Source organism: Pseudomonas lini, from assembly GCF_964063345.1.
Classification (GTDB): Bacteria; Pseudomonadota; Gammaproteobacteria; order Pseudomonadales; family Pseudomonadaceae; genus Aquipseudomonas; species Aquipseudomonas lini_B.
In genome coordinates, this window is the sequence record NZ_OZ061318.1 from 6,293,731 (window position 1) to 6,318,631 (window position 24,901).

Annotated in this window: 27 protein-coding genes, 2 tRNA genes and 1 pseudogene; 13 read left to right on the forward strand and 17 right to left on the reverse strand. The window is 58.6% G+C overall.

The window, feature by feature from the left end; all coding sequences use genetic code 11:
* Positions 1 to 35: 35 nt before the first annotated feature.
* Entirely contained in the window at positions 36 to 809 is a 774-nt protein-coding gene (locus tag AB3226_RS28570; RefSeq protein WP_367375518.1) for an L-iditol 2-dehydrogenase, read from the reverse strand.
* 189 nt (positions 810 to 998) lie between these two features.
* The gene (locus tag AB3226_RS28575; RefSeq protein ID WP_367375519.1) at positions 999 to 2,309 is read right to left on the reverse strand and encodes a sugar ABC transporter substrate-binding protein; all 1,311 of its coding nucleotides are present in this window, start codon (positions 2,307 to 2,309) and stop codon (positions 999 to 1,001) included.
* Positions 2,310 to 2,633: 324 nt separating this feature from the next.
* Between AB3226_RS28575 and AB3226_RS28580 the strand changes: the two genes are divergently transcribed.
* From AB3226_RS28580 to AB3226_RS28590, 3 genes are all read left to right on the forward strand, one after another.
* The gene (locus AB3226_RS28580) at positions 2,634 to 3,539 is read left to right on the forward strand and encodes a helix-turn-helix domain-containing protein (protein WP_367375520.1); all 906 of its coding nucleotides are present in this window, start codon (positions 2,634 to 2,636) and stop codon (positions 3,537 to 3,539) included.
* 283 nt (positions 3,540 to 3,822) lie between these two features.
* Positions 3,823 to 3,896: transfer RNA gene (locus AB3226_RS28585), tRNA-Cys, on the forward strand.
* 195 nt (positions 3,897 to 4,091) lie between these two features.
* Positions 4,092 to 4,178, forward strand: a tRNA-Leu gene (locus tag AB3226_RS28590).
* A gap of 176 nt (positions 4,179 to 4,354) precedes the next feature.
* Here the strand turns inward: AB3226_RS28590 and AB3226_RS28595 are convergent.
* Positions 4,355 to 4,579, reverse strand: a pseudogene (locus tag AB3226_RS28595) (hypothetical protein); the annotation flags it as partial.
* Between the two features lie 483 nt (positions 4,580 to 5,062).
* On the opposite strand from AB3226_RS28595, the gene AB3226_RS28600 reads away from it, so the two are divergent.
* The 7 genes from AB3226_RS28600 (at position 5,063) to AB3226_RS28630 (ending at position 12,554) form a co-directional block, all read left to right on the forward strand.
* Positions 5,063 to 6,139 (forward strand): LLM class flavin-dependent oxidoreductase, encoded by a 1,077-nt coding sequence (locus tag AB3226_RS28600; RefSeq protein WP_367375521.1) that lies wholly within the window; start codon positions 5,063 to 5,065, stop codon positions 6,137 to 6,139.
* A gap of 27 nt (positions 6,140 to 6,166) precedes the next feature.
* The gene (locus tag AB3226_RS28605; RefSeq protein WP_367375522.1) at positions 6,167 to 6,778 is read left to right on the forward strand and encodes a cysteine hydrolase family protein; all 612 of its coding nucleotides are present in this window, start codon (positions 6,167 to 6,169) and stop codon (positions 6,776 to 6,778) included.
* On the forward strand, positions 6,775 to 7,830 hold the full coding sequence (gene trpD / locus AB3226_RS28610) for an anthranilate phosphoribosyltransferase (RefSeq protein ID WP_367375523.1): 1,056 nt from the start codon (positions 6,775 to 6,777) through the stop codon (positions 7,828 to 7,830). The genes AB3226_RS28605 and trpD overlap by 4 nt, the downstream gene beginning before the upstream one ends.
* The gene (locus AB3226_RS28615) at positions 7,827 to 9,047 is read left to right on the forward strand and encodes a phosphoribosylanthranilate isomerase (protein ID WP_367375524.1); all 1,221 of its coding nucleotides are present in this window, start codon (positions 7,827 to 7,829) and stop codon (positions 9,045 to 9,047) included. Before trpD ends, AB3226_RS28615 begins: the two co-directional genes overlap by 4 nt.
* A gap of 92 nt (positions 9,048 to 9,139) precedes the next feature.
* Entirely contained in the window at positions 9,140 to 10,390 is a 1,251-nt protein-coding gene (locus AB3226_RS28620; RefSeq protein WP_367375525.1) for an MFS transporter, read from the forward strand.
* A gap of 13 nt (positions 10,391 to 10,403) precedes the next feature.
* Complete coding sequence (locus AB3226_RS28625; RefSeq protein WP_367375526.1) at positions 10,404 to 11,822, forward strand: UbiD family decarboxylase domain-containing protein; 1,419 nt, start codon at positions 10,404 to 10,406, stop codon at positions 11,820 to 11,822.
* Positions 11,823 to 11,855: 33 nt separating this feature from the next.
* Positions 11,856 to 12,554 (forward strand): HAD family hydrolase, encoded by a 699-nt coding sequence (locus tag AB3226_RS28630; protein ID WP_367375527.1) that lies wholly within the window; start codon positions 11,856 to 11,858, stop codon positions 12,552 to 12,554.
* A gap of 199 nt (positions 12,555 to 12,753) precedes the next feature.
* Here the strand turns inward: AB3226_RS28630 and AB3226_RS28635 are convergent, their stop codons facing one another.
* The 9 genes from AB3226_RS28635 to AB3226_RS28675 all read right to left on the reverse strand — a co-directional run bounded on the left by AB3226_RS28635 (position 12,754) and on the right by AB3226_RS28675 (position 19,473).
* Positions 12,754 to 13,179, reverse strand: coding sequence for a hypothetical protein (locus AB3226_RS28635; protein ID WP_367375528.1), 426 nt, complete (start codon positions 13,177 to 13,179; stop codon positions 12,754 to 12,756).
* A gap of 45 nt (positions 13,180 to 13,224) precedes the next feature.
* Positions 13,225 to 13,509 carry a hypothetical protein gene (locus AB3226_RS28640; RefSeq protein ID WP_367375529.1) on the reverse strand — a complete coding sequence of 95 codons (285 nt, stop codon included), beginning with the start codon at positions 13,507 to 13,509 and terminating at the stop codon, positions 13,225 to 13,227.
* A gap of 306 nt (positions 13,510 to 13,815) precedes the next feature.
* Positions 13,816 to 14,046 (reverse strand): hypothetical protein, encoded by a 231-nt coding sequence (locus tag AB3226_RS28645; RefSeq protein WP_008012835.1) that lies wholly within the window; start codon positions 14,044 to 14,046, stop codon positions 13,816 to 13,818.
* A gap of 130 nt (positions 14,047 to 14,176) precedes the next feature.
* Positions 14,177 to 14,434: a hypothetical protein gene (locus AB3226_RS28650; RefSeq protein ID WP_007900018.1), complete on the reverse strand. Its 258-nt coding sequence runs from the start codon at positions 14,432 to 14,434 to the stop codon at positions 14,177 to 14,179.
* A gap of 69 nt (positions 14,435 to 14,503) precedes the next feature.
* Complete coding sequence (locus AB3226_RS28655; protein WP_367375530.1) at positions 14,504 to 15,541, reverse strand: DNA topoisomerase IB; 1,038 nt, start codon at positions 15,539 to 15,541, stop codon at positions 14,504 to 14,506.
* A 98-nt stretch (positions 15,542 to 15,639) separates the two neighbouring features.
* The gene (gene modC / locus AB3226_RS28660) at positions 15,640 to 16,719 is read right to left on the reverse strand and encodes a molybdenum ABC transporter ATP-binding protein (protein ID WP_367375531.1); all 1,080 of its coding nucleotides are present in this window, start codon (positions 16,717 to 16,719) and stop codon (positions 15,640 to 15,642) included.
* A gap of 3 nt (positions 16,720 to 16,722) precedes the next feature.
* Positions 16,723 to 17,403, reverse strand: a complete 681-nt coding sequence (gene modB, locus AB3226_RS28665) for a molybdate ABC transporter permease subunit (protein WP_367375532.1) — start codon at positions 17,401 to 17,403, stop codon at positions 16,723 to 16,725.
* Positions 17,404 to 18,162 (reverse strand): molybdate ABC transporter substrate-binding protein, encoded by a 759-nt coding sequence (gene modA, locus AB3226_RS28670; protein ID WP_367375533.1) that lies wholly within the window; start codon positions 18,160 to 18,162, stop codon positions 17,404 to 17,406.
* 246 nt (positions 18,163 to 18,408) lie between these two features.
* Entirely contained in the window at positions 18,409 to 19,473 is a 1,065-nt protein-coding gene (locus tag AB3226_RS28675) for an NAD(P)H-dependent flavin oxidoreductase (protein ID WP_367375534.1), read from the reverse strand.
* Between the two features lie 160 nt (positions 19,474 to 19,633).
* Here AB3226_RS28675 and AB3226_RS28680 point away from each other — a divergent pair, with 160 nt between their 5' ends.
* Complete coding sequence (locus AB3226_RS28680) at positions 19,634 to 20,617, forward strand: MDR family oxidoreductase (protein ID WP_367375535.1); 984 nt, start codon at positions 19,634 to 19,636, stop codon at positions 20,615 to 20,617.
* A 53-nt stretch (positions 20,618 to 20,670) separates the two neighbouring features.
* Positions 20,671 to 21,159 (forward strand): GyrI-like domain-containing protein, encoded by a 489-nt coding sequence (locus AB3226_RS28685; RefSeq protein ID WP_008012843.1) that lies wholly within the window; start codon positions 20,671 to 20,673, stop codon positions 21,157 to 21,159.
* Here AB3226_RS28685 and ada read toward each other — a convergent pair.
* From ada to AB3226_RS28710, 5 genes are all read right to left on the reverse strand, one after another.
* Positions 21,123 to 22,196 (reverse strand): bifunctional DNA-binding transcriptional regulator/O6-methylguanine-DNA methyltransferase Ada, encoded by a 1,074-nt coding sequence (ada, locus tag AB3226_RS28690; RefSeq protein WP_367375536.1) that lies wholly within the window; start codon positions 22,194 to 22,196, stop codon positions 21,123 to 21,125. The genes AB3226_RS28685 and ada overlap by 37 nt on opposite strands.
* Positions 22,197 to 22,283: 87 nt before the next feature.
* A complete protein-coding gene (alkB, locus tag AB3226_RS28695) occupies positions 22,284 to 22,964 on the reverse strand; it encodes a DNA oxidative demethylase AlkB (RefSeq protein ID WP_367375537.1) in 681 nt (226 codons plus the stop codon).
* Complete coding sequence (locus AB3226_RS28700; RefSeq protein WP_367375538.1) at positions 22,954 to 23,664, reverse strand: 2OG-Fe(II) oxygenase; 711 nt, start codon at positions 23,662 to 23,664, stop codon at positions 22,954 to 22,956. The genes alkB and AB3226_RS28700 overlap by 11 nt, the downstream gene beginning before the upstream one ends.
* A gap of 127 nt (positions 23,665 to 23,791) precedes the next feature.
* The gene (locus AB3226_RS28705) at positions 23,792 to 23,962 is read right to left on the reverse strand and encodes a hypothetical protein (protein ID WP_162232616.1); all 171 of its coding nucleotides are present in this window, start codon (positions 23,960 to 23,962) and stop codon (positions 23,792 to 23,794) included.
* A 28-nt stretch (positions 23,963 to 23,990) separates the two neighbouring features.
* The gene (locus AB3226_RS28710) at positions 23,991 to 24,293 is read right to left on the reverse strand and encodes a DUF1883 domain-containing protein (RefSeq protein WP_038983189.1); all 303 of its coding nucleotides are present in this window, start codon (positions 24,291 to 24,293) and stop codon (positions 23,991 to 23,993) included.
* Between the two features lie 212 nt (positions 24,294 to 24,505).
* Between AB3226_RS28710 and AB3226_RS28715 the strand changes: the two genes are divergently transcribed.
* Positions 24,506 to 24,862 (forward strand): hypothetical protein, encoded by a 357-nt coding sequence (locus AB3226_RS28715; RefSeq protein WP_367375874.1) that lies wholly within the window; start codon positions 24,506 to 24,508, stop codon positions 24,860 to 24,862.
* The last annotated feature ends 39 nt before the right edge of the window (positions 24,863 to 24,901 follow it).

The following is a 24,901-nucleotide window of genomic DNA, read 5'->3' on the forward strand; positions in this document are numbered from 1 at the left end:
GTTCGGTATGGGCTTCAAGTCGGGTTCAATGCGAGTCAGCTCATCCAGTTGCCGCCATCGACGTTGTAGGTCTGCGCCACGATGTAATCGCTTTCGTTTGATGCCAGGAAGATCGCCATGCCGACAAGATCGTCTGCCGTACCCATGCGTCCGTACGGGACTTCCTGACCCGCCCGCTTTTTCTTCTCCCCGAGCGGCCGTTTTTCATATTTTGCGAACAGTGCATCGACGCCATCCCAATGCTCACCGTCCACCACACCCGGTGCGATGGCATTCACGTTGATCTTGTGGGGGATGAGATTGAGACCGGCCGATTGCGTGAGGCTGATTACTGCCGCTTTGGTCGCGCAATACACCGCAACAAGCGCTTCACCGCGTCGACCGGCCTGACTGGCCATATTGATGATCTTGCCGCCGTGGCCCTGGCGGATCATCTGCTTGGCCGCGGCCTGCAGCGTGAACAGGGTGCCGGACACATTGATCGAGAACAGCCGTTCGTAGCTCTCGCGAGAAATCTCCGTAATCGGCGCGAGATCAAACAGCGCCGCGTTGTTGATCAGGATATCGAGCTTGCCTGCGGTGGTGATGACCGCCGCGATGGCACCGTCGATCGATTGCTGATCGGTCACGTCCATCTCGACCGCATAGGCATTCGGCCCCAGTTCGGCGGCGGTGGCTTGCGCACGCTCAAGGTTGATGTCTGCGATCGCGACCGTAGCGCCTTCGCGGACATAGGCTTGCGCGAACGTTCTCCCGATGCCTCTGGCAGAACCGGTAATAAGGGCGCTTTTTCCTTCCAAACGTTTCATTTTTCCCATCCAATCGTAAGAGCTAAAGAGACGCCCCCGTTGAGGGCATTGAAAGCGGTCGTGAGTCTGCGAAGAACCCTGTGGGAGCAGGCTTGCCCGCGAAGGCGGCGTGTCAGACGACATCAATGTTGAATGTGCCGGCCTCTTCGCGGGCAAGCCCGCTCCCACAGTGATTGCACCAAGCCGTTGCTACTTGGGATAACCCGCGCGCTTCATCTCGCGTTCGGTGGTTTGCTGGGCCGAGGCCAGAGCCTGCTCCACCGGCATCTGCCCGGTGAGCGCCGCGGACAGCAGCTTGCCGACCGACGTGCCGATGGCCTGGAATTCCGGAATGGTCACGTACTGGATACCGACGTAAGGCACGGGTTGAACTGACGGGTGCGCAGGGTCGGCGTGCTGCATCATTTTCAGCGTGACACCGGCGAAGGGTGCCGCCTGCAAATAGGCGTCGCTGTAGGTGGACATGCGGGTGCCCGGCGGTACGTTGGTGATGCCATTCTTCTCGGCGACCAGTTGGATGTATTCCTTGGAGGTCGCCCAAGTCACAAAGGCTTTGGCGGCTTCCTTGTGTTTGGACGTCGCAGGGATGGCCAGCGACCAGGCATAGAGCCAGGACGAGCCCTTATCGGTCACTTGCGTAGGCGCCGCGACGAAGCCGACCTTATCGGCCACCTTGCTTTGAGTTGTGTCGGTGATGAAGGAGCCGGCGACGCTGGCATCGACCCAGATCGCGCATTTGCCGCTGTTGAACAGGGCCAGCGTCTCGTTGAAGCCATTGCTCGAAACACCCGGCGGACCGTACTGCTTGAGGGTGTTGACGTAGAAGTTAGCGGCGGCGGTCCATTCCGGCCCGGTGAGTTGCGGCTGCCACTGCTCGTTGAACCAACGCGCGCCAAAGGCGTTGGACATGGTGGTCAGCAGCGCCATGTTCTCACCCCAACCGGCCTTGCCGCGCAGGCACATTCCATACCGCTCTTTATCCGGCTGGTGCAGCTTGCCGGCGAACTCGCCGAGCTGCGTCCATGTCGGGTGCTCGGGCATGCTCAGGCCAGCGTCCTTGAACAGGTCGGTACGGTAATAGGTGATGGTGCTTTCGCCATAGAACGGCAGGGCGTAGAGCGTGTCGTTGACTGACAGTCCCTGACGAACCGAGGGGAAAATATCCTCGAGGTCATAGCTGTCGGGCAGATCTTTCATCGGCTCCAGCCAATGCTTGGCGCCCCACAATGGTGTTTCGTAGGTGCCGATGGTCAGCACATCGAATTGGCCGCCCTGAGTGGCAATGTCAGTGGTCAGGCGCTGACGCAACACGTTCTCTTCGAGTACCACCCAGTTGAGCTTCACGTCCGGGTGCAGCTGTTCGAATGTTTTGGACAGCCGCTGCATGCGGATCATGTCGCTGTTGTTCACGGTGGCGATGGTCACCGTTTCGGCAGCCTGGCAGAGCAGGGCAGAGGACAGGCCGGCGGACAGAAAAAACGCGCTTGGAATGATCTTCATCGTGTTCTCCGCTCTGCGCCTTGGGCGGCAGAGGCTCTTATTGTTGTTGTAATCCACGGTGCGAGTCATCGCCGCAACGGGATGACCACAGGATTACAGCAACCCAAGCGGTGAACAAATGAACGGCACACGCGCCACTGATACTTTTTTAACCGCGCAGGGCCATGGAAAAAAAGTATCAGTGGCCGCCATACAGCGCGCTAGGCTTGCTGCCTGTTTAGGGTGAGTCTGATAACAGCGCCGTGGAGTTTTGAATCAGCTTCGACTCGTCCCGGGCTTCGCGGTAGCCTTGATAAAACCAACAAAAATGGAATCGCCAGGGTGATGAACCATCACGTAACTGCAGACAAGCCGCCAGCGCTTGAAGTCATTCTGAACGAGCCCCAGCACAGCTTTCGTTGGTATGAGCATGACTATCCCTTCGACCTTGCGCGCTGGAATCATCATCCGGAATTCGAGATCCACCTGATCCGCGAAGGCAGCGGACGGCTGTTGGCTGGTGACTACATCGGCCTGTTCGAGGCCGGCCATGTCGCGCTGATCGGCCCTGGCTTGCCTCACGACTGGATCAGCGATCTTGGCAAAGGGGAGGTGATTGCCGGCCGCGATGTTGTGTTGCAATTCGATGGTCAGATGCTGATGCAACTGCGCGACAAGGTTCCTGAACTCAGCGAGTTGCAAAGCCTGTTTCGCCAGTCGGCCCAGGGCATCGAATTTCACGGCGTGACCCGCAAGAAAGCGGCCCGACTGCTGGAAGACATGGGCCAGTGCGAAGGATTGCAGCGGTTGTGCCTGTTCCTGTCGTTGCTGCAGTTGCTGGCATCGGCCCCCGACAGCGAAAGACAGACGCTCGCCAGCCTGCAATATGCGCCGATGCTCGACGCATTGACGGCCCAGCGCATGAGTATTGTCTTCGATTACATCCTCAACGACCTCGCGGATGAGTTGCGCATGGCCGTCATCGCCCAGCGCCTGGACATGAACGAACCGGCCTTCTCCAAATTCTTCAAGCGCGCCACGGGCCATACCTTCGTCGACCTGACGCGCAAGCTGCGGGTCCAGCGTGCCTGCCGTTTGCTGGCGCAAAGCAGTTTCAGCGTTGCGGATATCTGCTTTGAAGTGGGTTACGCCAACTTGTCGAATTTCAATCGGCATTTCCGTCATGAAATGCAGGAGACGCCCAGTCAGTATCGGCAGCGGTTGCAACGGGTGGTGGCGGTCAGTCATTAAAGGGCACAAGATCAAAAACCGACACTCATCTTGCGATAGGTAGCGTTTTCTGTGGCGCTGAAGTGTTAGGCTCGAAAGCGACCGGGTATCGGCGATCGCGCATCTCGAATTATTTTTCTCCAGTTCTTGACATGCCTTTCGAACCAGTCCAGAATTGCGTCCATTCCTGCTTAGGGAACACGAAAACCCCTTAGATTTCAAAGGGTTGGAAGCTAGATTAGAATCTTGTTTCCAGATACGAGTTTACACGTTTGATGTCGTTCTACTGACGTCAGATGTTTGAGGCCGAATAGCAAAATGGTTATGCAGTGGATTGCAAATCCACCTACGCCGGTTCGATTCCGACTTCGGCCTCCACTTTAAACGAGCTCCGTAGATCCATGATCTACGGAGCTTTTTTATTTTCGCAGTCCTGCAAGATTTAGTCTTGAAAAGGATCTTTGCGAACTTGCTTCACCGGGGCGGGATGTATATATTTCCCCCTCTGTTGCACAAGCGTCAGAACTGCCAGATCGTTATTGGTCAGTTTTCAGACTGCTTTACCGCGCTACCGCCCGAATGGCGAAACTGGTAGACGCATGGGACTTAAAATCCCCCGCTCGTAAGGGCGTGCCGGTTCGATTCCGGCTTCGGGCACCATATTTATCAAAGGCCTGCATGAGGTTTCTCATGCAGGCCTTTGTCGTTTCTGCCACGCAATTTTCGACAGGCGCTATCCTTGATGCGGCGTCGACTGGACGCAGCCTGCGTGCCAACCCATCTGGTCGCTACCAGGGGCAGCGATCAGGTGAAGATGCCTTCAGCTCATAAAACAGCTACTTCTCCGTCCATTTTCCCCCACCGGTTTCGCAATCGATCTTGGCCTGCGGCAGGTTCTCGATGCTGTAGTAATACGTGATGACCTGGGCATTGTCGGGAATGTTCAGCGGTTTGCTGTTCTTGTCTTTGCTGATGGATTGAGGGTTGGCCAGCGCCTCTGCAGTCAATGTGCCCAGGCAGGTAGCCCGATAGCGATCGCCGCACTGGTGGACTTTTTTCTTGGCGAAAAACTGGACAACGTCACTCTGAGTACGTTTTCAAAAACGCTACGTATCAATTTGGAGCGCGAACTATGGGCGCGCGAAGAGCGGAAAACGCTCTTTCAGCCCAGGAGTGGCGTGACTTGCAGGCTAATAACGGGAGTGCTTTTCAGCGTTTCCCTAAGCTTTTTTGGGCATGGATGACAGGCCGGGTCTGACCTGGACTCGCCATTTTCCAGCACTCTCTTTAGTTGTCACCGCCACGCACTTATTTCCGAGAACTTGTTACCGAGTGTATCGCCGTGGTGCAAAAAAACCTTCGAGCTCATCGGCCCAAAGATCGGTTGGGTCTACTGTTTTCGTTTTTTTTTTACATTGGATCCAATGTCTTATGTGGCGTTCAGGAATTTTGGGTGCGCCCGGACGAAGGCTGGCCGCTAAATTGCATATATGTATATACAAGCCTGTACGACCACCATAGACGGACCTGAGGGGGAACACCCGATGAAGTTGGGAGCATTCATGATGCCGGCGCATCCGCGCCATCGATCTATTCGTGACGGTCATTTCCACGATCTGGATACGCTGGAGTACCTGGACCGCATTGGTTTTGAAGAAGCCTGGATTGGCGAGCATTACATGATGCCGTCAGAGCCATGTCCTTCACCCGATATTCTGATCGCACAAGCCTTACTCAAAACTAAACGCATCAAATTGGCTCCCGGAGCCTTCATGTTGCCTTTCCATCACCCGGCGGAACTGGCTCATCGCATCTGTTTGCTCGACCATATTTCCGAAGGCCGACTCATGGTCGGAATCGGGGCCAGTGGCACCAACCTCGATCTGGAAATGTTCAACATCGATCACAAGTCCGGTGCGCATCGCGAGATGACCGCCGAGTCGATCGCTATCATGACCCGCTTCTGGGAAAGCGAAGGTCCATTCGAGTATCGCGGCAAGTACTGGACGGTACGGCGGCCTGCCGACCAGATGGACAAATGTTCGGGTTACCACCTCAAGCCGCTCCAGCAGCCGTACCCACCGATTGGCGTGACCGGTCTTTCGGCCTCGTCAGCCACCTTGGGGCTTGCCGGTGCCAATGGCTGGATTCCCATCAGTTTTTGCTTCACTCCCCAGTACCTGCATACCCATTGGGCCGCCGTGGAACGCGGAGCCCTTGAGGCCGGACGCGTTGCGCCTTCAAGAGACATGTGGCGGGTGAGCCGCCCCTTCTTTGTCGCCGATACCGATAAAGAGGCATGGAGACGTTCGGTGGGGGGTGAGATGGGCCGCTATTTTCGCGAGGATTATCTGCCAATGCTGGCGGGCAACAACGCCTTGGGGTTGCTCAAGCATCACCCTGATGTGCCGGACAGTGATGTCACTGTCGAGTATGTCGCGCAGCATTGCTGGATCGTGGGCTCGGCTGAAACGGTCAGGCAGCGAATTGAGGACATGCAGGAGCAGTCCGGAGGCTTTGGCGTATTGCACATCATGTGCTTCGACCACCTGGATGACCTTGCGGCTACCCGAGACAGTTATGCCGCCCTGGCCCGGATAGTGGCCACCGATTTTGCCTGACTCACCTCAATGGAATGGAAGAGCACGATGCAATCACCTTTCACAACGGTCAAAGTCCCGCACAACATCGCGCTGGTGGTGATCGATATGCAACACGACTTTGTCGATGATGACGCACCCATCGCCTGCAAGGGCGCCAGCACCATCGTACCGCTGATCCATGAGCTGGCCGGGTTGGCGCGGACCCTGGGGATCCCGGTCATCTATACCCGCGAGTCGCACCGCAAGCAGAAAGTCGATTTCGGGCTGGAACTTGAATATGGCGAAACCGAGCATTGCGTCGAAGGCACGCCAGGTGTCGAAATCATCGACGAACTGCGTCCCCATGATAGTGATTATGTCCTGGTGAAACGCCGTTACAGCGGCTTCTTTTCGACCGACCTGGATTTGCTGCTCAAGGGTCTGGGGGTCGATACGCTGGTGTTGACCGGTGTGGCCACTGACGTTTGCGTGCGTGCCACGGCTCAGGACGCCTTGCAGCTGGACTACCGGGTCTGGGTGCCGCGCGAATGCGTGGCCGGCACCAGCGAGGCGCGCCACCTGGCTGCCCTGGAACATATCGGTTATGTCCTTGGGCGGGTCCTGCCTCTGGACTCGGTCATGCAACAGATGCGTTACAGCTACGAGGTACAGGCATGAGTGCGGTGCAGGAAGCCAAAAAGCTGCCTTGTTCCGACTACCACCAGGTGATTCGTCAATTGGTCGAAGAACGGGCCGATTTGTCCAGGCTGGAAACGAGACAGGTGGTCGAGGCCATTCTCAATCGCCAGTTCAGCGATCTGCAGATCGTTGCGACGCTGGTTGCGCTCAGTCGCAAAGGCGAGACGGCGGACGAGGTAGCGGGGGCGGTCGACGCCATTTTGAGCCGCAGTACACCGCTGCAGACCGGTTTCGACAACGCGGTCGATATCGGTGGAACCGGCGGTGATCGCGCGGGCACCTTCAATATTTCCACGACGGCGGCGTTTGTGGTGGCAGCGGTGGGGGTCCCGGTTGTGAAACATGGCAACCGCAGCGTTACCAGTCGTTGCGGCAGCAGTGACATGATTGCTGCGCTGGGTGTGGATATTGAGCGCCGCAGCAGTGCGCAGCAGATTCGGGCGGATCTCGCCGCGTACAACTTCGCTTTTGTGGCCACCTCCAGCTTCCACCGTTTTGCTCCGCGTATCGGTGAACTCAGGCGTGAGATCGGGGTGCGCAGCCTCTTCAACCTTGCTGGCCCCCTGGTTCATCCGGCGGGTGTCAAGCGTCAGCTGATAGGCGTTGCACGACACTCTCAGCTTGAGCTCTTGGCCCATACGCTGCTCAGGCTTGGCCGCGAAGAAGCCTTTGTGGTGCATGGAGTCGATGGGCTCGATGAGGTCAGTTGCATCGGCGAAACCCTGATCGCCCATGTTCGCCACGGCACTGTCGAGACGTTCAGCGTACACCCGCGCGACTTCGGCGTTGCGCCTTGTCGTATGGAGGACCTGGCTGGCGGTGACCCTGTTCGTAATGCACAGCTGTGCACCGCCATCATTGAAGGCGAGCGGGGGCCTCGCAGCGATGCAGTGGTCATCGCGGCGAGCGCGTTGTTGGTTTTGAGCGCCAGGGCTGACAGTTTTCTGGAAGGTGCAAGCATGGCCCGCGCGGCGATTGACAGCGGTAAGGCCTATCAGATTTTTCAAGGATTTTTGGGGCAGGGATTATGAAAACAACCGTGAAGATTTGCGGCATCACCACGCTGGAGGATGCGTTGGCGGCAGTGAATGCCGGTGCCGATGCACTGGGGTTTGTCTTCTCGCCAAGCCCGCGTCAGGTCAGTGCAGAGGTGGTGCGCGGGATCGTCGACCAGTTGCCGCCATTTATCAGCACTGTCGGCGTGTTTGTCGATGAGCCGTTGCCCATCGTGCTGGACGCGATCAAGCACTCGGGCATTTCGATGGTCCAACTGCAGGGCGACGAGAGCAATGAATACTGCCAGCAGATTGATAAACCCGTGATCAAGGGCTTTCGCGTCGCCGCTGAAGTGGATGTTGACCTGATCAATAGCTACCAGGTGAGTGCCTACTTGTTCGACACCTACGTTGAGGGCCGGGACGGTGGTACGGGCCAGCGCTTTGACTGGGAACTGCTGCGGCGCAGTCGTTTTTCACGCCCGGTGATAGTTGCTGGTGGCTTGAATGCAAACAACGTTCGGCACCTGATGGAAGCGCTGAACCCTGATGGCGTGGATGTCAGCAGTGGCGTCTCGGCAACCGCCAGCACCAAGGACAGCGTCAAGATGCACGCCTTTGTCTCGGCGGTTGAAAAGGCCGACCAGGGGCAAGGTCTGGAAAAGATCGAATTCGGCAAGATCGATATCCTGCGCGAAGCGTTCCATGACCGGCCGCTGGTGGAGGTCAACGGCAAGCAGTTTCTGATCAATTCGTTGACCGAGCAGGTACCCGCGACGCCCGCGCGGTTGTTGCGTGTGGCGGCGCAACGGGTGTGCGAGGCCGCAGATCTTTCCCCAGGGTTGAAACTGGTGGGAGAGGAGGATAAGGGCGGTGTCCTGCTTGCTGCAGTTTCCTTGCTCAGCGGCCTGCCATTCGGCATCGCTCGCTGGTATCCGTCGGGGCTCGAAGGGCAGGTCAAGGTCGGCTTCGACTGTGAGTACATTTCTGGTGAGTTGTACTTGAACGGCGTCGAGCCCGGTGACCGAGTGATCATAGTTGATGATCTGATCAGCACCGGCGGTACGCTCATCGGGCTGATAGAGGCTGTACGTCGGGCTGGTGCCCATGTCGAGCAGATTATCTGCGTGGCCGAGAAGCTGGACTATGCCGGGGTCGAGCGGGTGCGCAACGTCACCGGCCTGGAGGTCAAGACCCTGGTTCGCGTGAGGGTGTCAGGGGCAACGTCCAGCGTGGTCGATGTTGCCTATTAATACCGGCGGGTCGCTTCTCGCGACCCATTTCCAGGGGTGGCAATAGCCACTTTCGTGGTTAAACCGCAAGCAAGATCCGAGAGCAAACTGCTATGAAACCCAAAATATTTCCAGGATGGTATGTGGTGTTCGCGGCGCATCTGCTGCTGGCACTTATCTTTGGCGGCGCCTATTCGTTCGGGGCGTTTTTTTCGCACATCCAGTCCAACTTCGATGTGGGGCGTTTTTCCGTGGCATCGGTGTTTTCACTGACGGCCTTCATATATTACGCAGTCGGGGTCTTCTCCGGTTCTCTGGCGGATCGCATCTCGACCCGGATCGTGGTCTGCGTTGGCATAATCTTGCTGGCGCTGGGGTTTTTCCTCAGCAGCCTTGCCTCCGGCTCGTTGCAGTTGTTCCTGGTGTGCTTCTGTTCCCTGGTCGGGTTGGGGGTCGGTCTGGTGTATGTGCCGACGGTGACAGCGGTCCAGCGCTGGTTCGTCAAAAACCGCAGCAAGGCTTCGGGCATTGCGCTGGCGGGAACCGGTGTCGGGACTTTTGTCGGGCCGTCGGCTGCAGGGCTGCTGATGCAGTATTTTTCCTGGGAGTCGACAATGCAGATCTTCGCCGTGGCCATTCTTGTTGTTGGCCTGCTGGTGGCGTCGCTGGTCAGGAGCAATCCGCAGGAGCTGGGCCTTTCGCCGGATGGCCTCGCCCCCTCGTCTTCGAGCGCCAGGCATCAAGTGGCACCTGGCGGCATGCGTCTGGCCGAAGCCGCGAGTACAGGGCGATTCTGGTGGTACTTTGGGGCGATTTTTTTTGGCTCGGTCGGGCTGTTTCTCGCGCTTGTGCACATCAACCCCTACGCTCGCCAGTTTGACATTTCCGCCACCCAGGCCAATTTGTTGATCGGGCTTATCGGCGTCGGCAACGTAGCCGGTCGGTTGTTCCTGGGAAGCATCGGTGACCGGATGGGGGCTCGTCGCCTTCTGATCGTTTTGACCTTCGCGCTAGTGCTGCTCAATATCCTGTGGCTTGGCGCCCATACATTCATCACGCTGGCGCTGTTCGCCATTTGTTTCGGCGTGGCCAATGGTGGCTGTATATCCCTCTACCCGTCGGTGGCTGCCAGTTGGTTCGGCACGGCGAACTTGGGGGCAATCCTGGGGGCCCTGTACATTTCGGTCGGGGTGGCCGCCCTGATCGGAGGGAGCGTCGCAGGGCTGCTGTTCGACCTTTATCAGAATTACGCGGTTTCGATCATGCTGGGTGCGCTCTGTGCGCTGCTGTCAGTGGTGTTCATCCTGATTGCCGGCCGCCAGTTGCCTCAGGTTGCTGTCCCGGCCCCCTCGGCTGGTTCCTGAGCGAGGGGCGGGTATGACTGACAACGTTGAAATTCGTGATCTTCGCTCCGCTCTTGGCGTGCTTGAGCGTCAAGGGCAAGCCTTGGAGTACATCGATACACCCATTGATCCGAACCTGGACTTGCTGAGTGACTATCTGGGTGCCTACCGAACGGCGGCCAACTCGGTGATGAGCGCCGAGCAACCTCTGAGGTTGTATCGCAAGCCGCTGACGGGGGTGTTTCCGGTGTTGCTGGGAGTGTTGGGCAGTAGAGCCAACAGCCGGATCTTTCTGGATCCCCAAGGCAGGCAGGGCAGGGATGTCTCCAATGCTGCGTTGTTGTATCGGGCGATCACGGCTCCGATTGCGCCCGTCATGGTGCACGCGTCGGCGGATCGGGTGGTCATGGAAAATCCCGACTTGCAGGCTTTGTTGCCGGCGCTCACGTGTTCGGCCGGTGATCCGGGGCCGACCATTACGCTAGGTATGGTCTATGCCCGCGATGAACGCAGTGGTGCCACCAATTGCTCGGTTCACCGCATCACGATCAAACCTTCTTCGGTCGTTATCGCGATCTATCCGGGAGGAGACCTGCAACGCCTGATCGATATCCATGCCGAACGTGGCGAGCGGTTGTCGGTTTCAGTCAACATCGGCATGGACCCGGTAATCTACATCGCCGCAGCCCTGAGCAAACCCGCGCTCGGATTTGGTGACGACGAGTTGGGGGTGGCGGGGGCGGTCCGGGGGCAAGGGGTCGAGCTTGTCCCCTGCTTTTCCAACGCCGGGCGTTTTGTCGAGCACGCCGAAATTGTCCTGGAGGCGACCCTGGGTAACGAAATGGAAGCCGAATCAGAGGTCGGCGATGCGCACTCGATGCCTGAGTACCTGGGTTACTACTCGCCATGCGGCCAGGTATCGACGCTGCGCGTGAGCGCCTTGAGCCATCGTCCAGGTGCCATCTACCAAGCGCTCTCGGGGCCAGGCAGGGAACAGTCCGAATTATTGGGCGGTGCCCAGGAAGCTTCGATTCTGCGCCTGCTCAGTGATTGGGGGATGAGCGCGTTGGTCAAGGATATCGTGGCCCAACCCGCCGGTGGCGGCCACCTGTTTACCGTGTTGCAGGTTCTCAAGTCCTGCGAAGCGGATGATCAGCGGGTAAGGCACCTCGCGCAGAGACTGCTCGAAAATATCTCCAGCACCAAGAACATCCTGTTGCTGGACGACGACGTCAATCCCTGTTCGGCCGAGGAGGTATTGTGGGCAATGTCCACTCGCTTTCGGGCGGAAATGGATATTCACAGTACTCGACCGTTGCCTGGCACACCGCTCGACCCGACCCTGTCGAGTCTTTACCGCACGGGGCAGCGCAATGGCGTCGCCCCTAAAAGCATCTTCGATTGCACGGTGCCGTTCGCCTTGCGTTCAAGGTTCCGTCGGGCGTTTGCCTGACTGGTATTTGCCCACTTGAGTGATCCATGGTCTATGCACTATCGCACCCTGCTGATTGATTTCGATGGCACCCTGTTCGATACCCGCAATGCGATCCGCAAAACCCTTGAGGTTCTGGCCAGTCGCCGTGGTGTACAGCCTTTTGCTCCGGACTTGATCGACCATGTGATCGACCAAGGACTCACGTTGGTTGAAATGTTGGGTGTGTTGCTGGGCGTCGGCGATTTGCCTGAGTTGCCGGTGTGGGTCGCCGACTATCGACAGATTTACAACGGGGGGTTGGGCGTCGCCCAAAGCGTGCCTTATCCAGGTGTCGAAGAGGTTGTGCAACGGCTGCATGACGCGGGTAGCGAGCTGTTTGTTGTTTCCAACAAGGGAGAAGTCTCGATCATGGCCAGTCTTGAACAGTATCGTCTGGGTTCCTGCTTTCGCGGGGTAGTGGCTGCTGTCGGCGAACGAGCGCCGAAGCCGGCCCCGGCCAGCTTTTTTGAGCAGATCAAGCCTCGGATGCGTAACGCCGACAGGACACAGGTACTGGTGGTCGGGGACACCGAGATCGATCTTGGGTATGCCCGCAATATTGGCGTAGCGAGTTGCTGGGCCGCTTACGGGTATGGGCAACCGCAGCGCTGCGAGGTGCTGGCGCCGGATTTTGTCATTCGCTCGGCGACTGATCTGCTGCGGTTGGAGGACTGCCGTGGGTCTCGGATGCACTCGAGTACCGGGAGTTAGTCTTCGATTCCGGCTTCGGCGCCATATTTTTCAAAGGCCTGCATGAGGTTTCTCATGCAGGCCTTTGTCGTTTCTGCCACGCAATTTTCGACAGGCGCTATCCTTGATGCGGCGTCGACTGGACGCACCTGCGTGCCAACCCATCTGGTCGCTACCAGGGGCAGCGATCAGGTGAAGATGCCTTCAGCTCATAAAACAGCTACTTCTCCGTCCATTTTCCCCCACCGGTTTCGCAATCGATCCTGGCCTGCGGCAGGTTCTCGATGCTGTAGTAATACGTGATGACCTGGGCATTGTCGGGAATGTTCAGCGGTTTGCTGTTCTTGTCTTTGCTGATGGATTGAGGGTTGGCCAGCGCCTCTGCAGTCAATGTGCCCAGGCAGGTAGCCCGATAGCGATCGCCGCACTGTGCAACTTTGGTCTTGGTGCTGGTCAGCATTTCCTTGCTTTCGTTGCTGCAGGACCAATCAATAGAGTCCACGGGCATGCCTTCATACTCATAGCAGGAGTGGGTTTCGATCACCGGAACTGAAGGGCTTTGGGATCGGGTTTTGACGTCGCACCCTTGCGCCATCACCCACGAGGGGCACAGGCAGACGATCAGAAGCAGAAGAAGTCTGTTCATTGGTGTTTCCTCTCCTATAGCGCCCCTGTGGGGTTCGGGAGTCAGCTACACAAATGGCTGGCCGGTGAAGCCGCGCGGCAGTCTTTGCAACCCAGGCATTTCGATCAGTCGCTGGGTCCAGGCTGCGCGCCAGTCAGTAACGGTGTGGGCGACTTTGGCCTTGCGTGCGGCCCGACGTGCAGCGTTGCGTTCGGCTTTGCGTGCTTCTTTGAACGCATCGGTGTTGCGGCAGCTTCTGCATTTCACACGGGTCAGTATGCTGCTTGAGGTCAGGTTGCTGCCTTTGTGTCCGCAGGCCAGGTGCCCGCCGACTTTGAAGTGAGTGACCATGGGGTATCTCCTTCGTGATGTGTAATCGTTCGACAGACGGGCGAGGGCGTTCGTTCGACTAAATAGCAGGCAAAAAAAAGGCCCGCATGCGGGCGGGCCAGGGGGATTTCTTGAAAGGAGTGGGTGCACTGTAGGGGCTGAGTTGTGAAGGCGGTGTGAAAAGAGGAAAGAGCACAAACAAAAAAAGCCCGGCAAACCTGGCCGGGTTGGTATGTAGCGCAGACAGGTATAAGCCTGGTGACGATGATGTCACCGCTCAGGCGTCCTGACTCGGGCTCTGTCCCTGGTTTGAGTACCTTGGTCGACTCATCTGAAACGAGGCAGCGGCGGCTCGACAGGTTTGAGTGAAGAGAGCGCGCTGCGAATCTGCGGCGTGTCTTTCTCGATGTCGTTCAGACGATCGCGAATCCTGAGGGCTGTCGGATGCCCCCCTTGATTATCAACCCAATCGGCGATTTCCTTGCACGCGGCGGCAAGGCGCGCCTGACGGGAGTCAAGCAGGGTGAGCAGGGTGGTGATGGACTCTTTCTCGGACATGACATACACCTCCGTTCAAAGAAATCGGGTAAAGGGCAACAAAAAGCCCGCGAGGAGCGAGCTTTCTGCCGGTGGGTCGCTGATCCTTCAGCTCCTTTAAGTATAGACCCGGAAATAAAAGTGGTCAGCTTCAGGCCTGCCGGGACTTCGGCGAGCTGACCGCGTTAAGCCGCCGACATTCGCGCGCGGCGTCCTCTTCAAGATCGAAGCCGTCACCGATGAAGCCGCGAGTGCGGGTATCGGTGATGCGATACCAGACGGCAGCGTCGGGGGGCGGGTGATCGGGTTCTCCAGCCCGGCGACCATGAATGATGATCTTGTTGCAGCGTTTCACAACGAAAATGTCTTCCATGGCGTCACCGAAGCTGTTCGTATTCAGGTCAAGCATAGAAGCCCTTTGCAATCACGCAAAAAAAGGGCTGGTCAGTTCGTCGGTTTAGTTAGCCGCGAAGAAATCTCACGGTGTTTCGGCCGTCTCGATAAGTTTGTCCAGAAGCACAGCCAGCGCGACTTCTTCTGCCCTCAACCTTTTACGTCCCCTCGACCGCGGCAGTTCGGATAATGCGCCCTGCATGAAACCATCGACGACCGCCGGATGGATGTAGCACTTGCGGCAAACCGCCGGGGTGTTGCCGAGCTGTCGGGCGACGTTCTTGACCATTTCCACCACATACCGCTTTGCGTCGGCTTCCGATTCCCACTGCAACTCGCGCAGCACCGCCAACGCCAGTGCACTGCCGGCCCAGGTGCGATAGTCCTTGGCGGTGAAATCGGCACCGGTCAGCGTCTGCAAATAGGCGTTGACGTCGGAGGAACTGATGGTGTGCCGCTCGCCGTTTTCGTCCAGATACTGAAAGAGGTTTTGCCCGGGGATTTCCAGGCAACGTTTGATAATTCGCGCCAGGCGCCGGTCTTTGACGGTGATCTGGTGCTCGATGCCGCTCTTGCCGCGAAACTGGAACAGAATCGCGCTGCCATTGACCTCGACGTGACGGTTGCGCAGGGTCGTCAGGCCATAGGAGCGATTGTCCCGGGCATATCGGGTATTGCCGACCCGGATCAGCGTCGCATCGAGCAAGGTAATCACCGTGGCCATGACCTTGTCGCGACTGAAGCCGGGCGCGGCCAGCAGCGTTTCCAGCTGTTTGCGCAGTTTCGGCAGGGTCTGGCCGAAATCCCGCAAGCGCGAGTATTTGTCGGCATCGCGCACTTCCCGCCAGCGCGGGTGATAACGGTATTGCTTGCGGCCACGAGCGTCACGACCGGTGGCTTGCAGATGGCCACACGGATCGGGGCAGATCCATACATCGGTGTAGGCGGGCGGCACCGCGAGAGCATTGATGCGTTTGATTTCATCCGGATCGGTAATGCGCTGACCCGCCGGGTCGAAGTAGCAAAACTTGCCGCGCAGGAGCTTGCGGGTGATGCCGGGCTGGCTGTCATCGACGTAATGCAGGTCGGGCGGCAGAACATCAGGCAACGCGGTATCTGGCATGGCGGGCAATCCTGGGCGACGAATCATGGGGCGTTAAGCCATTGACCGCGCGCTATCGTCGGGGTGCCTAGAGAGTGCCTAGAGAGTGCCGACAGATTTTATGCCAGCACCGCCACCGCTTTGATCTGCGCCCAGAGCTGCTGTCCGGGGTGTACGCCCAGTTGATCCCGGGAATAGCGGGTGATTCGCGCCAGTAGCGGTGTGCCGCCCGCGTTGAGGCGAATCAGTACATGCGCGGCGTTATCGGCGCCGATTTCACTGATCACCGTGATCGGCAGGCGATTGAGGATGCTGCTTTGCTCGACGCCTTGCAGACTCAGGCTGACATCCCGCGCCTGGACCTTGCAGCGCAGCGCCTGGCCTTCAGCCATCGGCGAATGGGCGACCCGAATGCTCAAGTCCGTGTTGGGCAGTTGCAAGGTCAACAACTGGTAGTCGGCGTCATAAGCGCTGACGTGCCCTTCGATCACCACGCCAGCGTCGTCACCGAGCGCCAGCGGCAGATCGAGCCGCGCCAGGGTTTCGCCGATCGCGCCGCTGGCTAAAGCTTTGCCATTGCTAAGCAGGACGAGGTGGTCGGCGAGCCGCGCGACTTCATCCTGAGAATGGCTGACGTACAGCACGGGAATGTCCAACTCATCGTGCAGGCGTTGCAGGTAAGGCAGGATTTCGTTTTTACGCTGGGTATCGAGCGCCGCCAGCGGCTCGTCCATCAGCAACAGTTTCGGGCTGGTGAGCAGGGCGCGAGCGATGCCGATCCGCTGGCGCTCACCGCCAGAAAGGTTCTGCGGATCACGATCGAGCAAATGGCCGATCCCCAGCAACTCGGTGGCATGGGTCATGTCGACCCGGCGCTGTTGACGAGGGATGCGCCTGAGGCCGAACTCCAGATTGGCCCGCACCGACAAATGCGGAAACAGGCTGGCTTCCTGGAAGACGTAACCCAAAGCGCGTTTATGCGGCGGGACAAAAATCCCCTTGTCGCTGTCTTGCCAGACTTCGTCGTTGACTTGAATAAAACCCTGCTCGGCCTGTTCCAGACCGGCGATGCAGCGCAGGCAGGTGGTTTTGCCCGAGCCGGAATGGCCGTAAAGCGCTGTCACTCCACGGCCGGGCAGTTGCAGGTTCACATCCAGGGAGAATCCTGAATAATTCAGTTTCAAGCGCGTATGAATCATCGATCAGCTCCAGACCGCTTTGGTTTTACGGCTGGAGTAGAGCGCCAGCAATACCACAAACGAAAACACCAACATCGCCCCGGCCAGCCAATGAGCCTGGGCGTATTCCATGGCTTCGACGTGATCGTAGATCTGCACCGAGACCACGCGGGTCTTGTCGGGAATGTTGCCGCCGATCATCAGCACCACGCCGAACTCGCCGACGGTATGGGCGAAACCGAGAATGGCCGCGGTGATGAAACCGGGGCGGGCCAGCGGCACAATCACGCTGAAGAACGTGTCCCAGGGATTGGCGCGCAAGGTGGCGGCCACTTCCAGTGGGCGAGCGCCGATGGCGGAAAAAGCATTTTGCAGTGGTTGGACCACGAACGGCATCGAGTACAGCACCGAGCCGATCACCAGCCCCGTAAAACTAAAGGTCAGGGTGCCGAGGCCCAGTGATTGGGTGAACTGACCGATCCAGCCGTTCGGGCCGAGCGCCAGCAACAAATAAAAGCCGATCACTGTGGGCGGCAGCACCAGGGGCAGGGCGACGATCGCCCCGATCGGGCCGCGCAGCCAGGAGCGGGTGCGCGACAGCCATAACGCAATCGGAGTGCCGATAACCAACAGGATCACGGTCGTCAGGGACGCCAGTTTGAGAGTCAGCCAGATGGCGGAATAATCGGCACTCGATAGCGTCATTTAGAGTTGGTAACCGTAGGATTTGATGACAGCGGCGGCTTTCGGACCTTTGAGGTAGTCAACCAGCGCCTTGGCGGCCGGGTTGTCCTTGCCCTTATTGAGGATCACCGCGTCTTGTTTGATCGGGTCATGCAGATCGGCCGGGACGATCCAGGCCGAACCGCTGGTGACTTTGCCGTCTTTGTAGATCTGCGACAAGGCCACAAACCCGAGTTCGGCGTTGCCTGTGGACACGAACTGATAGGCCTGGGTGATGTTCTGACCTTCGACGATCTTGGCTTTGACTTTGTCGGTCAGACCCTGCCTGGCGAGCACCTGAGTGGCGGCCAGGCCATACGGGGCAGCTTTCGGGTTGGCGATGGACAAGTGTTGATACAGATTGTCGCTCAACACCTTGCCCTTGGCGTCGACGTAACCGTCCTTGGCCGACCACAGCGCCAGGGTGCCCACGGCGTAGGTGAAGCGCGAGCCTTTGACAGTGTCGCCTTCGGTTTCGAGTTTTTTCGGGGTGGTGTCGTCTGCCGAGAGGAACACTTCGAACGGCGCACCATTCTTGATCTGGGTGTAGAACTGGCCGGTTGCACCAACGGAGGTGACCAGTTTGTGCCCGGTGTCTTTCTCGAAATCAGCTGCAATGGCCTGGATCGGCGCGGTGAAGTTGGCAGCAACAGCGACCTGGACTTCATCCGCCTGGGCGGAGCCGAAAGCGAACACGGTGAACAGGCACGCGGGGGCAAAGCGTGAGGCACGAATGATCATGAAACGGCTCCGTGGCAGGCGAGATGAAACGCTATATAGCGGAATATATAGCGAATCGCCTGTAAACGGAACTTGTCGGGGGCAGAGAGCGGGTTGGCACCGGATTTGTGGTGAGGGAGCTTCTTGTGGCGAGGGAGCTTGCTCCCGTTCGGCTGCGAAGCAGTCGTGAAGCTTTTGGGGCCGCTTCGCGACCCTGCGGGAGCAAGCTCCCTCGCCACAGGAAGCCCGCTCCCACAGGTTTTGCGTCTAGCGGTGGGTTAGCTTGGCCAACGCCTCATCCGCCAAACGCCGGGTCAGCTCTGCCGAGGTCATTTCAACGCCCAGCGTGAACGCCTGACCGGCCCAAAGGCTGCTGAACTCCGCCTCTGCTTTCGCTCGCAATGGCATCAACGCACCGCCCGCCAAGGGGAAGGCCGGCGCTTTGGCGCTCATCGGCCCCAGCTCACGCATCACCCGATTGAGAATTCCGCGTGCCGGGCGCCCGGTGAAAATGTTGGTGACCGCCGTTTCGCTTTCCTTGGCCGTGCGCAACGCCTTTTGGTGAGACGCGCTGACCTTGGCCTCAGGCGTGAACAAATAAGCCGTACCCACCTGGACCGCCGAGGCGCCCAGCAGAAACGCCGCCGCGACGCCGCGCGCATCGCCAATCCCGCCCGCCGCAATCACCGGCACGTTCACCGCATCAACGATTTGTGGCACCAGGGCAAAGGTCCCCACCTGGCTGCTCAGGTCATTACTGAGGAACATTCCCCGGTGGCCGCCAGCCTCGTAACCCATGGCGATGATCGCGTCGCAACCATGCTGTTCCAGCCAGACGGCTTCTGCGACCGTAGTCGCCGAGGAAAGAATTTTCGCCCCGGTGGCTTTTACCCGATCCAACAGGGACTTTTCTGGCAAGCCGAAGTGAAAACTCACCACTTCAGGACGAAACTCTTCGAGCACTTCGCAGGCCGCATTATCAAACGGTGCGCGATTGGACACTGGCGTCGGCGCGTCGAAATCGACTCCCAATTCTCGATAGTACGGTTCCAGCAGATTCTTCCAGTCCCGGGCGCGTTGCTCATCGGGCAGTGGCGGTTGATGGCAGAAGAAATTGACGCTGAACGGGCGTTGGGTGTGTTGGCGAATCGTTTTCAGCTCCTCGCGCAACTGCTCGATGCTCAGCATCGCGGCGGGCATCGAGCCCAGGCCGCCAGCGTTGCTCACCGCAATCACCATGGCCGACGTCGTCGCGCCGGCCAAGGGGCCCTGGATGATCGGCAGTTCGATCCCGAGCAGGTCAAGAATGCGGGTGTCTGGCCATTGACTCATGTGCAGTGTTCTCCGACGTCGGTAGAGGCGAATTTGTATCAGTAATGAACGACACAAGGCCAGTCGAGTTTGAGGATTGGCTTAAAGTCGGCTACGGCGATGTGTTTTCATGTGTTATTTCAACAGCACGACAACTGAGCGAATCCATCGGGAGGCAGTGATGTTCAAAGGCATTTTGATCGACAAGGACGACAGCGGTTACCGCGCCACCTTGCAAGAGATCAATGACGATCAATTGCCTGAAGGCGATGTGACCGTGCGTGTGGCGTACAGCACGCTGAACTTCAAGGATGGCCTGGCGATCACCGGCAGCAGCCCGGTGGTGCGCAAATTCCCGATGGTGCCGGGGATCGATCTGGCGGGCACTGTCGAAGTCAGCGGTCATCCGGACTACAAGGTCGGTGATCAAGTCCTACTCAATGGCTGGGGTGTGGGTGAAGGACATTGGGGCGGATTGGCGCAGAAAGCTCGCCTGAATGGCGACTGGCTGATCCCGTTGCCCAAAGCGTTCACTGCCGCGCAAGCGATGGCCATCGGCACGGCCGGTTACACGGCGATGTTGAGCGTCCTGGCGTTGGAGCACAACGGCGTGAACCCCGAGCAGGGCGAAGTGCTGGTGACGGGCGCCAACGGTGGCGTCGGCAGTTTCGCCATCGCGCTGCTGAGCAAACTCGGCTATCGCGTGGTGGCGTCCACCGGCCGCACCTCCGAGCACGAATATCTCAAGCAATTGGGCGCCAGCGAAATCATTGATCGCGCCACGTTGTCGGAGCCGGGCAAACCGTTGGCCAAGGAGCGTTGGGCGGCGGTGATCGACTCGGTCGGCAGCCACACGCTGGCCAACGCTTGCGCGAGCACTCGGGCCAACGGCACCGTCGCCGCCTGCGGTCTGGCACAAGGCATGGATTTCCCGGCCTCCGTCGCGCCGTTCATTTTGCGCGGTGTGACCCTGGCGGGCATCAACAGCGTGACCCAGCCCAAAGCCAAGCGGATACTGGCCTGGAATCGCCTGGCCAAGGATCTGGACTTCGCCTTGCTGCCGCTGATCAGCCATGAAATCGGCTTGAGCGAAGCCATCGACGCCGCCCCGCGCCTGCTCGCCGGCCAATTGCGCGGTCGGGTGGTGGTCGACGTCAATCGTTGATCGTCTCGGCGTCAATCAAACAGACAATCTGTAGAGATAAGGAAATAGCGAGAATGGATGTAAAGCTGCGTGAAGTGCTGCCCTTTAGTGTCTCGGGTTTGCAGGTGCGAACCCTCAATGCCGCAGAACAGCAGCCAGATACCGCGCGTATCGGCCCTATGTGGGAACAATTTTTCGTTGAGGATGTTTTCGACAAGATCGCTCACAAACAGCCGGACTCCTTTATGTACGGCGTCTATTCCAACTACGAGTCCGATGCTTCGGGCCACTTCGATGTAACCGCGGGTGCAGCGGTCACCGCGCCCTCCGAGGACTTTGCGCAGATTCAAATTGAGGGCGGCGATTACCTGGTGTTCAGCGCCAAAGGACCGATGCCCGACAGCGTCATTCAGACGTGGGGCCTGATCTGGGCTTACTTCGAGGATAACCCGCAGGTTCGCCGCAAGTTCGCCACGGACTTCGAGGTTTACACCGGTCCGGAGTCCGTGGCGGTCTACATCGGCATTCAGGATTCAGCTGCGTTTTCGCGTTCCAGCAACTGACGCTTGCGCTCCACACCCCAGCGATAGCCCGACAGGTTGCCGTCGCTACGCACCACGCGATGGCAAGGGATTGCCACCGCCAGGCTGTTCGCGCCACAGGCCTGCGCCACGGCGCGCACGGCTTTCGGTGCGCCGATGCGCTGAGCGATATCGGCATAACTGGCGGTGCTGCCGGCAGGAATCTCCCGCAGGGCTTGCCACACTCGCTCCTGAAACGCCGTGCCGCGTACGTCCAGCGGCAAGTCCAGGCCGAGGGCCGGGGCTTCGATAAAACCCACCACTTTGGCGATCAACTGCTCGAACTCATGATCGGCGCCAATCAGGTTGGCGCGCCGAAACTTGTCCTGCAGATCACAGACCAATTGATGCGGGTCGTCCCCCAACAGAATCGCGCAGACGCCGCGCTCACTTTGCGCCACCAGAATCGCTCCGAGGGAACACTGGCCGACGGCAAAACGGATGTCGTTGTTCTGTCCGGCCGCACGGTAATCGCCAGGCTTCATGCCCAGCACTTGATCCGCGGCCGCATAGAATCGGCTGTTGGAGTTGAATCCTGCGTCATACAGCGCGTCGGTGACCGTGCCGCCATCCGTCAGGCGCTCGCGAACCTTGCGTGAGCGATGGGCGGTGGCGTAGCCCTTGGGTGTCAGGCCGGTGATGGCCTTGAACACTCGGTGGAAGTGGAAACTGCTGAGGCCGGCAGCGTCCGCCAGTTCATTCAACGCCGGTAGCGTTTCGGCGGATTCGATGTGACGGCAAGCAGCGGCTACGGTTGTGGCGTGCTGTGCGGCGACGTCGCTTTGATCCTTCGCGGCCCGTTTGCTGGGACGATAACCTGCCGCCTGAGCTTGCTCGGCGGTGTCGAAGAATTCGACATTCTGTGGCTTCGGCAAACGCGCCAGGCTGCTGGGGCGGCAGTAGATGCCGGTGGTTTTCACCGCATACACAAACTGCCCGTCGGCGCGGGGATCGCGCGCGACCACGGCAGCCCAGCGAGGATCGTTTTCGGTAGCGATTTTTGTCGATTGAGTTGTCATGGCTTCATGTCCGTTGACCCGTTTCATGCAGATTAACCAGCCGACAGAGACGCCACACTCCGGGTCTTGCGGTTGAATTCAACGGTTTCATCCCGCGGTACGAAAGGTGAAGTTGATCCGCTGTTCGCCCAACTGAGGGTGATAACCCTCCTTGATCGGCAATACGCCGTGATAACGCAAACGGTCGACGCCGCCCCAGACCACGATGTCGCCATGCAGCAGCGACACGCGTTGGCTTTTGGCGCTGCGTTCGAAGCCACCAAACAGAAACGTCGCCGACAACCCCAAGGACACCGACACAATGGGCGCCGCGTAGGAACCTTCGTCTTTGTCCTGATGCAACGACATTCTGGCACCGGGAATATAGCGGTTGATCAGGCAGGAATCCGGTACGAAATCGATAAACCCTGCCTCTCGCGCCGCCGCTTGCGCCAGCTCGAAAAACACCTCGGGCATTTCAGGCCAGGGCAGGCCGGTCTGCGGATCGTTGCGGGTGTACTTGTAGCCGCTACGGTCGGTGGTCCAGCCCCAGGTGCCGCAACTGCTCAGTGCCACTGACATGGTAAAGCCCCCGGGCGTGACCATCTGCCGAAAAGGGGCTGCAGCCAGAACCGCCTCCAGCGCCGGCAGCAACCGGTCGAGCCAGGGCAGGGCGAAGCCTCTAAGCACGTAGGATTGTTCGCCGATTTGCTCGCGCCTGGGTTGTTGCTCGGATTCGGCATCGGAAAACAAATCGAGGGTGATCGGGCTCATGGGGTCATAGCGCATCGTGAAAGATGATTCCAAGGGTATGCCGTTTTCCACTGTGCAGGCGACTCACCCCGTGACGCATGGTCACTCGGTAGTAGCCGCGAACACCTTTTACCGGGCGCTGATTCACAGCAAAAATCAACGCGTCGCCTTTCTTCAGGCCGATGACTTGCGGGCGTGACTGCATCCGTGGGCGTTGTTCGGTCAGCACAAATTCACCGCCGGTGAAATCTTCTCCCGGTTCTGACAGAAGAATCGCCACTTGCAGCGGGAAAACGTGTTCGCCGTACAGATCCTGATGCAAACAGTTGTAATCCTGCGGGCCGTATTGCAGCAACAAAGGTGTCGGGCGTTCCTGACCGGCGGCATGACAGCGTTGCAGAAACGCTTCGTGCGATTCGGGGAAACGGGTCGGCAGGTCCATCGATTCGTACCAGCGATTGGCGATCGGAACCAGTCGAGGGTAGAGCGCGCTACGCAACCGGGCTACCGGATCCGGCAGCGGGTACTTGAAGTACTTGTACTCACCACGGCCAAAACCGTGGCGAGCCATCACCACTTTCGAGCGAAAGGGTTCTGGCCGGTCGTACAGGGCGCTTATTTCATCGCAGGTCTCAGGGCTTAAAAACGACCTGATGACTGCGCAGCCATCCTGATCGAGTTGCTGCGCAAGCGCGCCCCAATCGAGGGCGTCGTTGTGAATCGGGTCGGTAAACAAGGGTTCTGACTCCTTGACCAAAAGGTCGAGGCGGCCAGTTTAGTGAGCGTTGTGGGAGTAGACACTCCGGCGCTTGCGGTCGAATTCGAAAGGGGAGCAGACGTCCATGTTGTCGCTCCAGATCGCATTACAGCGCTTTACTCACGCTGATCTCGCTGATGACATCTTCAGTCTGGCCATGAATGACGTCGAGTGCAGCCTTGGCTTCTTCTTCCGTGCCGTTTTCCAGCTGGGCGAATTCAAAGCGGCGCTCGCCGTTGAGTTTGTATTTGATGACGTACTTGGTCGTCTGGGCCACGGTCATACCTGCCTGTTCTGGTGTGGGCTCAGCTCAGTTTCGAGCTGGAGCGACGGATAATTTTGATCGAGTGCGTCAGGCTCGGTTTGCGAGTCACGCTGATTGGACGGCGGGTGACCATGTCGATGGTAATGTTCCAGAAACCGGTGCTCGGCGCTGTGATGCGGGCCGGGAAGGTGTCGAATGCGCCGCCGTGGTAGGTGTGACGGCCGCCATTCTTGAAACTGCGGAAATTGGCGTCGTTCATCAAGCGGATGTTGCACATTTGGGAGCACTGGATGACGACGATGTCGTCTTCGTTGAGGTGCTCGCGCTGGTGGATAAATTTCATGAGGCGCCTCCAGAAGGGCTTTTTCTACAAAATCAAAACGATAGCATGGGCGATTGGCGCAGTTTATCAGCCCGAACAGGTTATTATCCGGCTGTCGGGGTGCGCTTTGACAATTAAAAACAGTTATCCGGAATTCTATGAGCGATAAAAGCAGTGAGCCTCGGAGAAAACCAGTATTTGAACTGTCGGAAAGTCTTTATCGGAGGATTTGTATGAAATGGGGTGTTCTGGTCATGCCGTTGGCATTGACAGTGGGTGGATGTGCGAGTGTCTCGGACATCAATGAGTCGTTGCCCACTATGAGCGTGATTTCAGGCAAAAAACCCCAAGAGTACGCGCAGTGCCTGGTCGAAAAGCTGGCCGACAGCCGTGGAGCCCTGCAAGTCGAGCCGCATAAGGAAGGCGTGCGGGTTATCGTGCCGCAGAAATTCTCGTCGGGGCCGGCAGCGGTATTTGAAATTGAAGACCGCTCTGGCGGCAGCAGCATCAAGCTGCACGAACGCATCTCCAATGTGCCTTTGCGCCCATGGGATGTGCGTAATGCTGCCACCGCGTGCATATCTGGCTGATAAACTACTCCCAATCAGCATCGATGCCGTCAAAGTCGC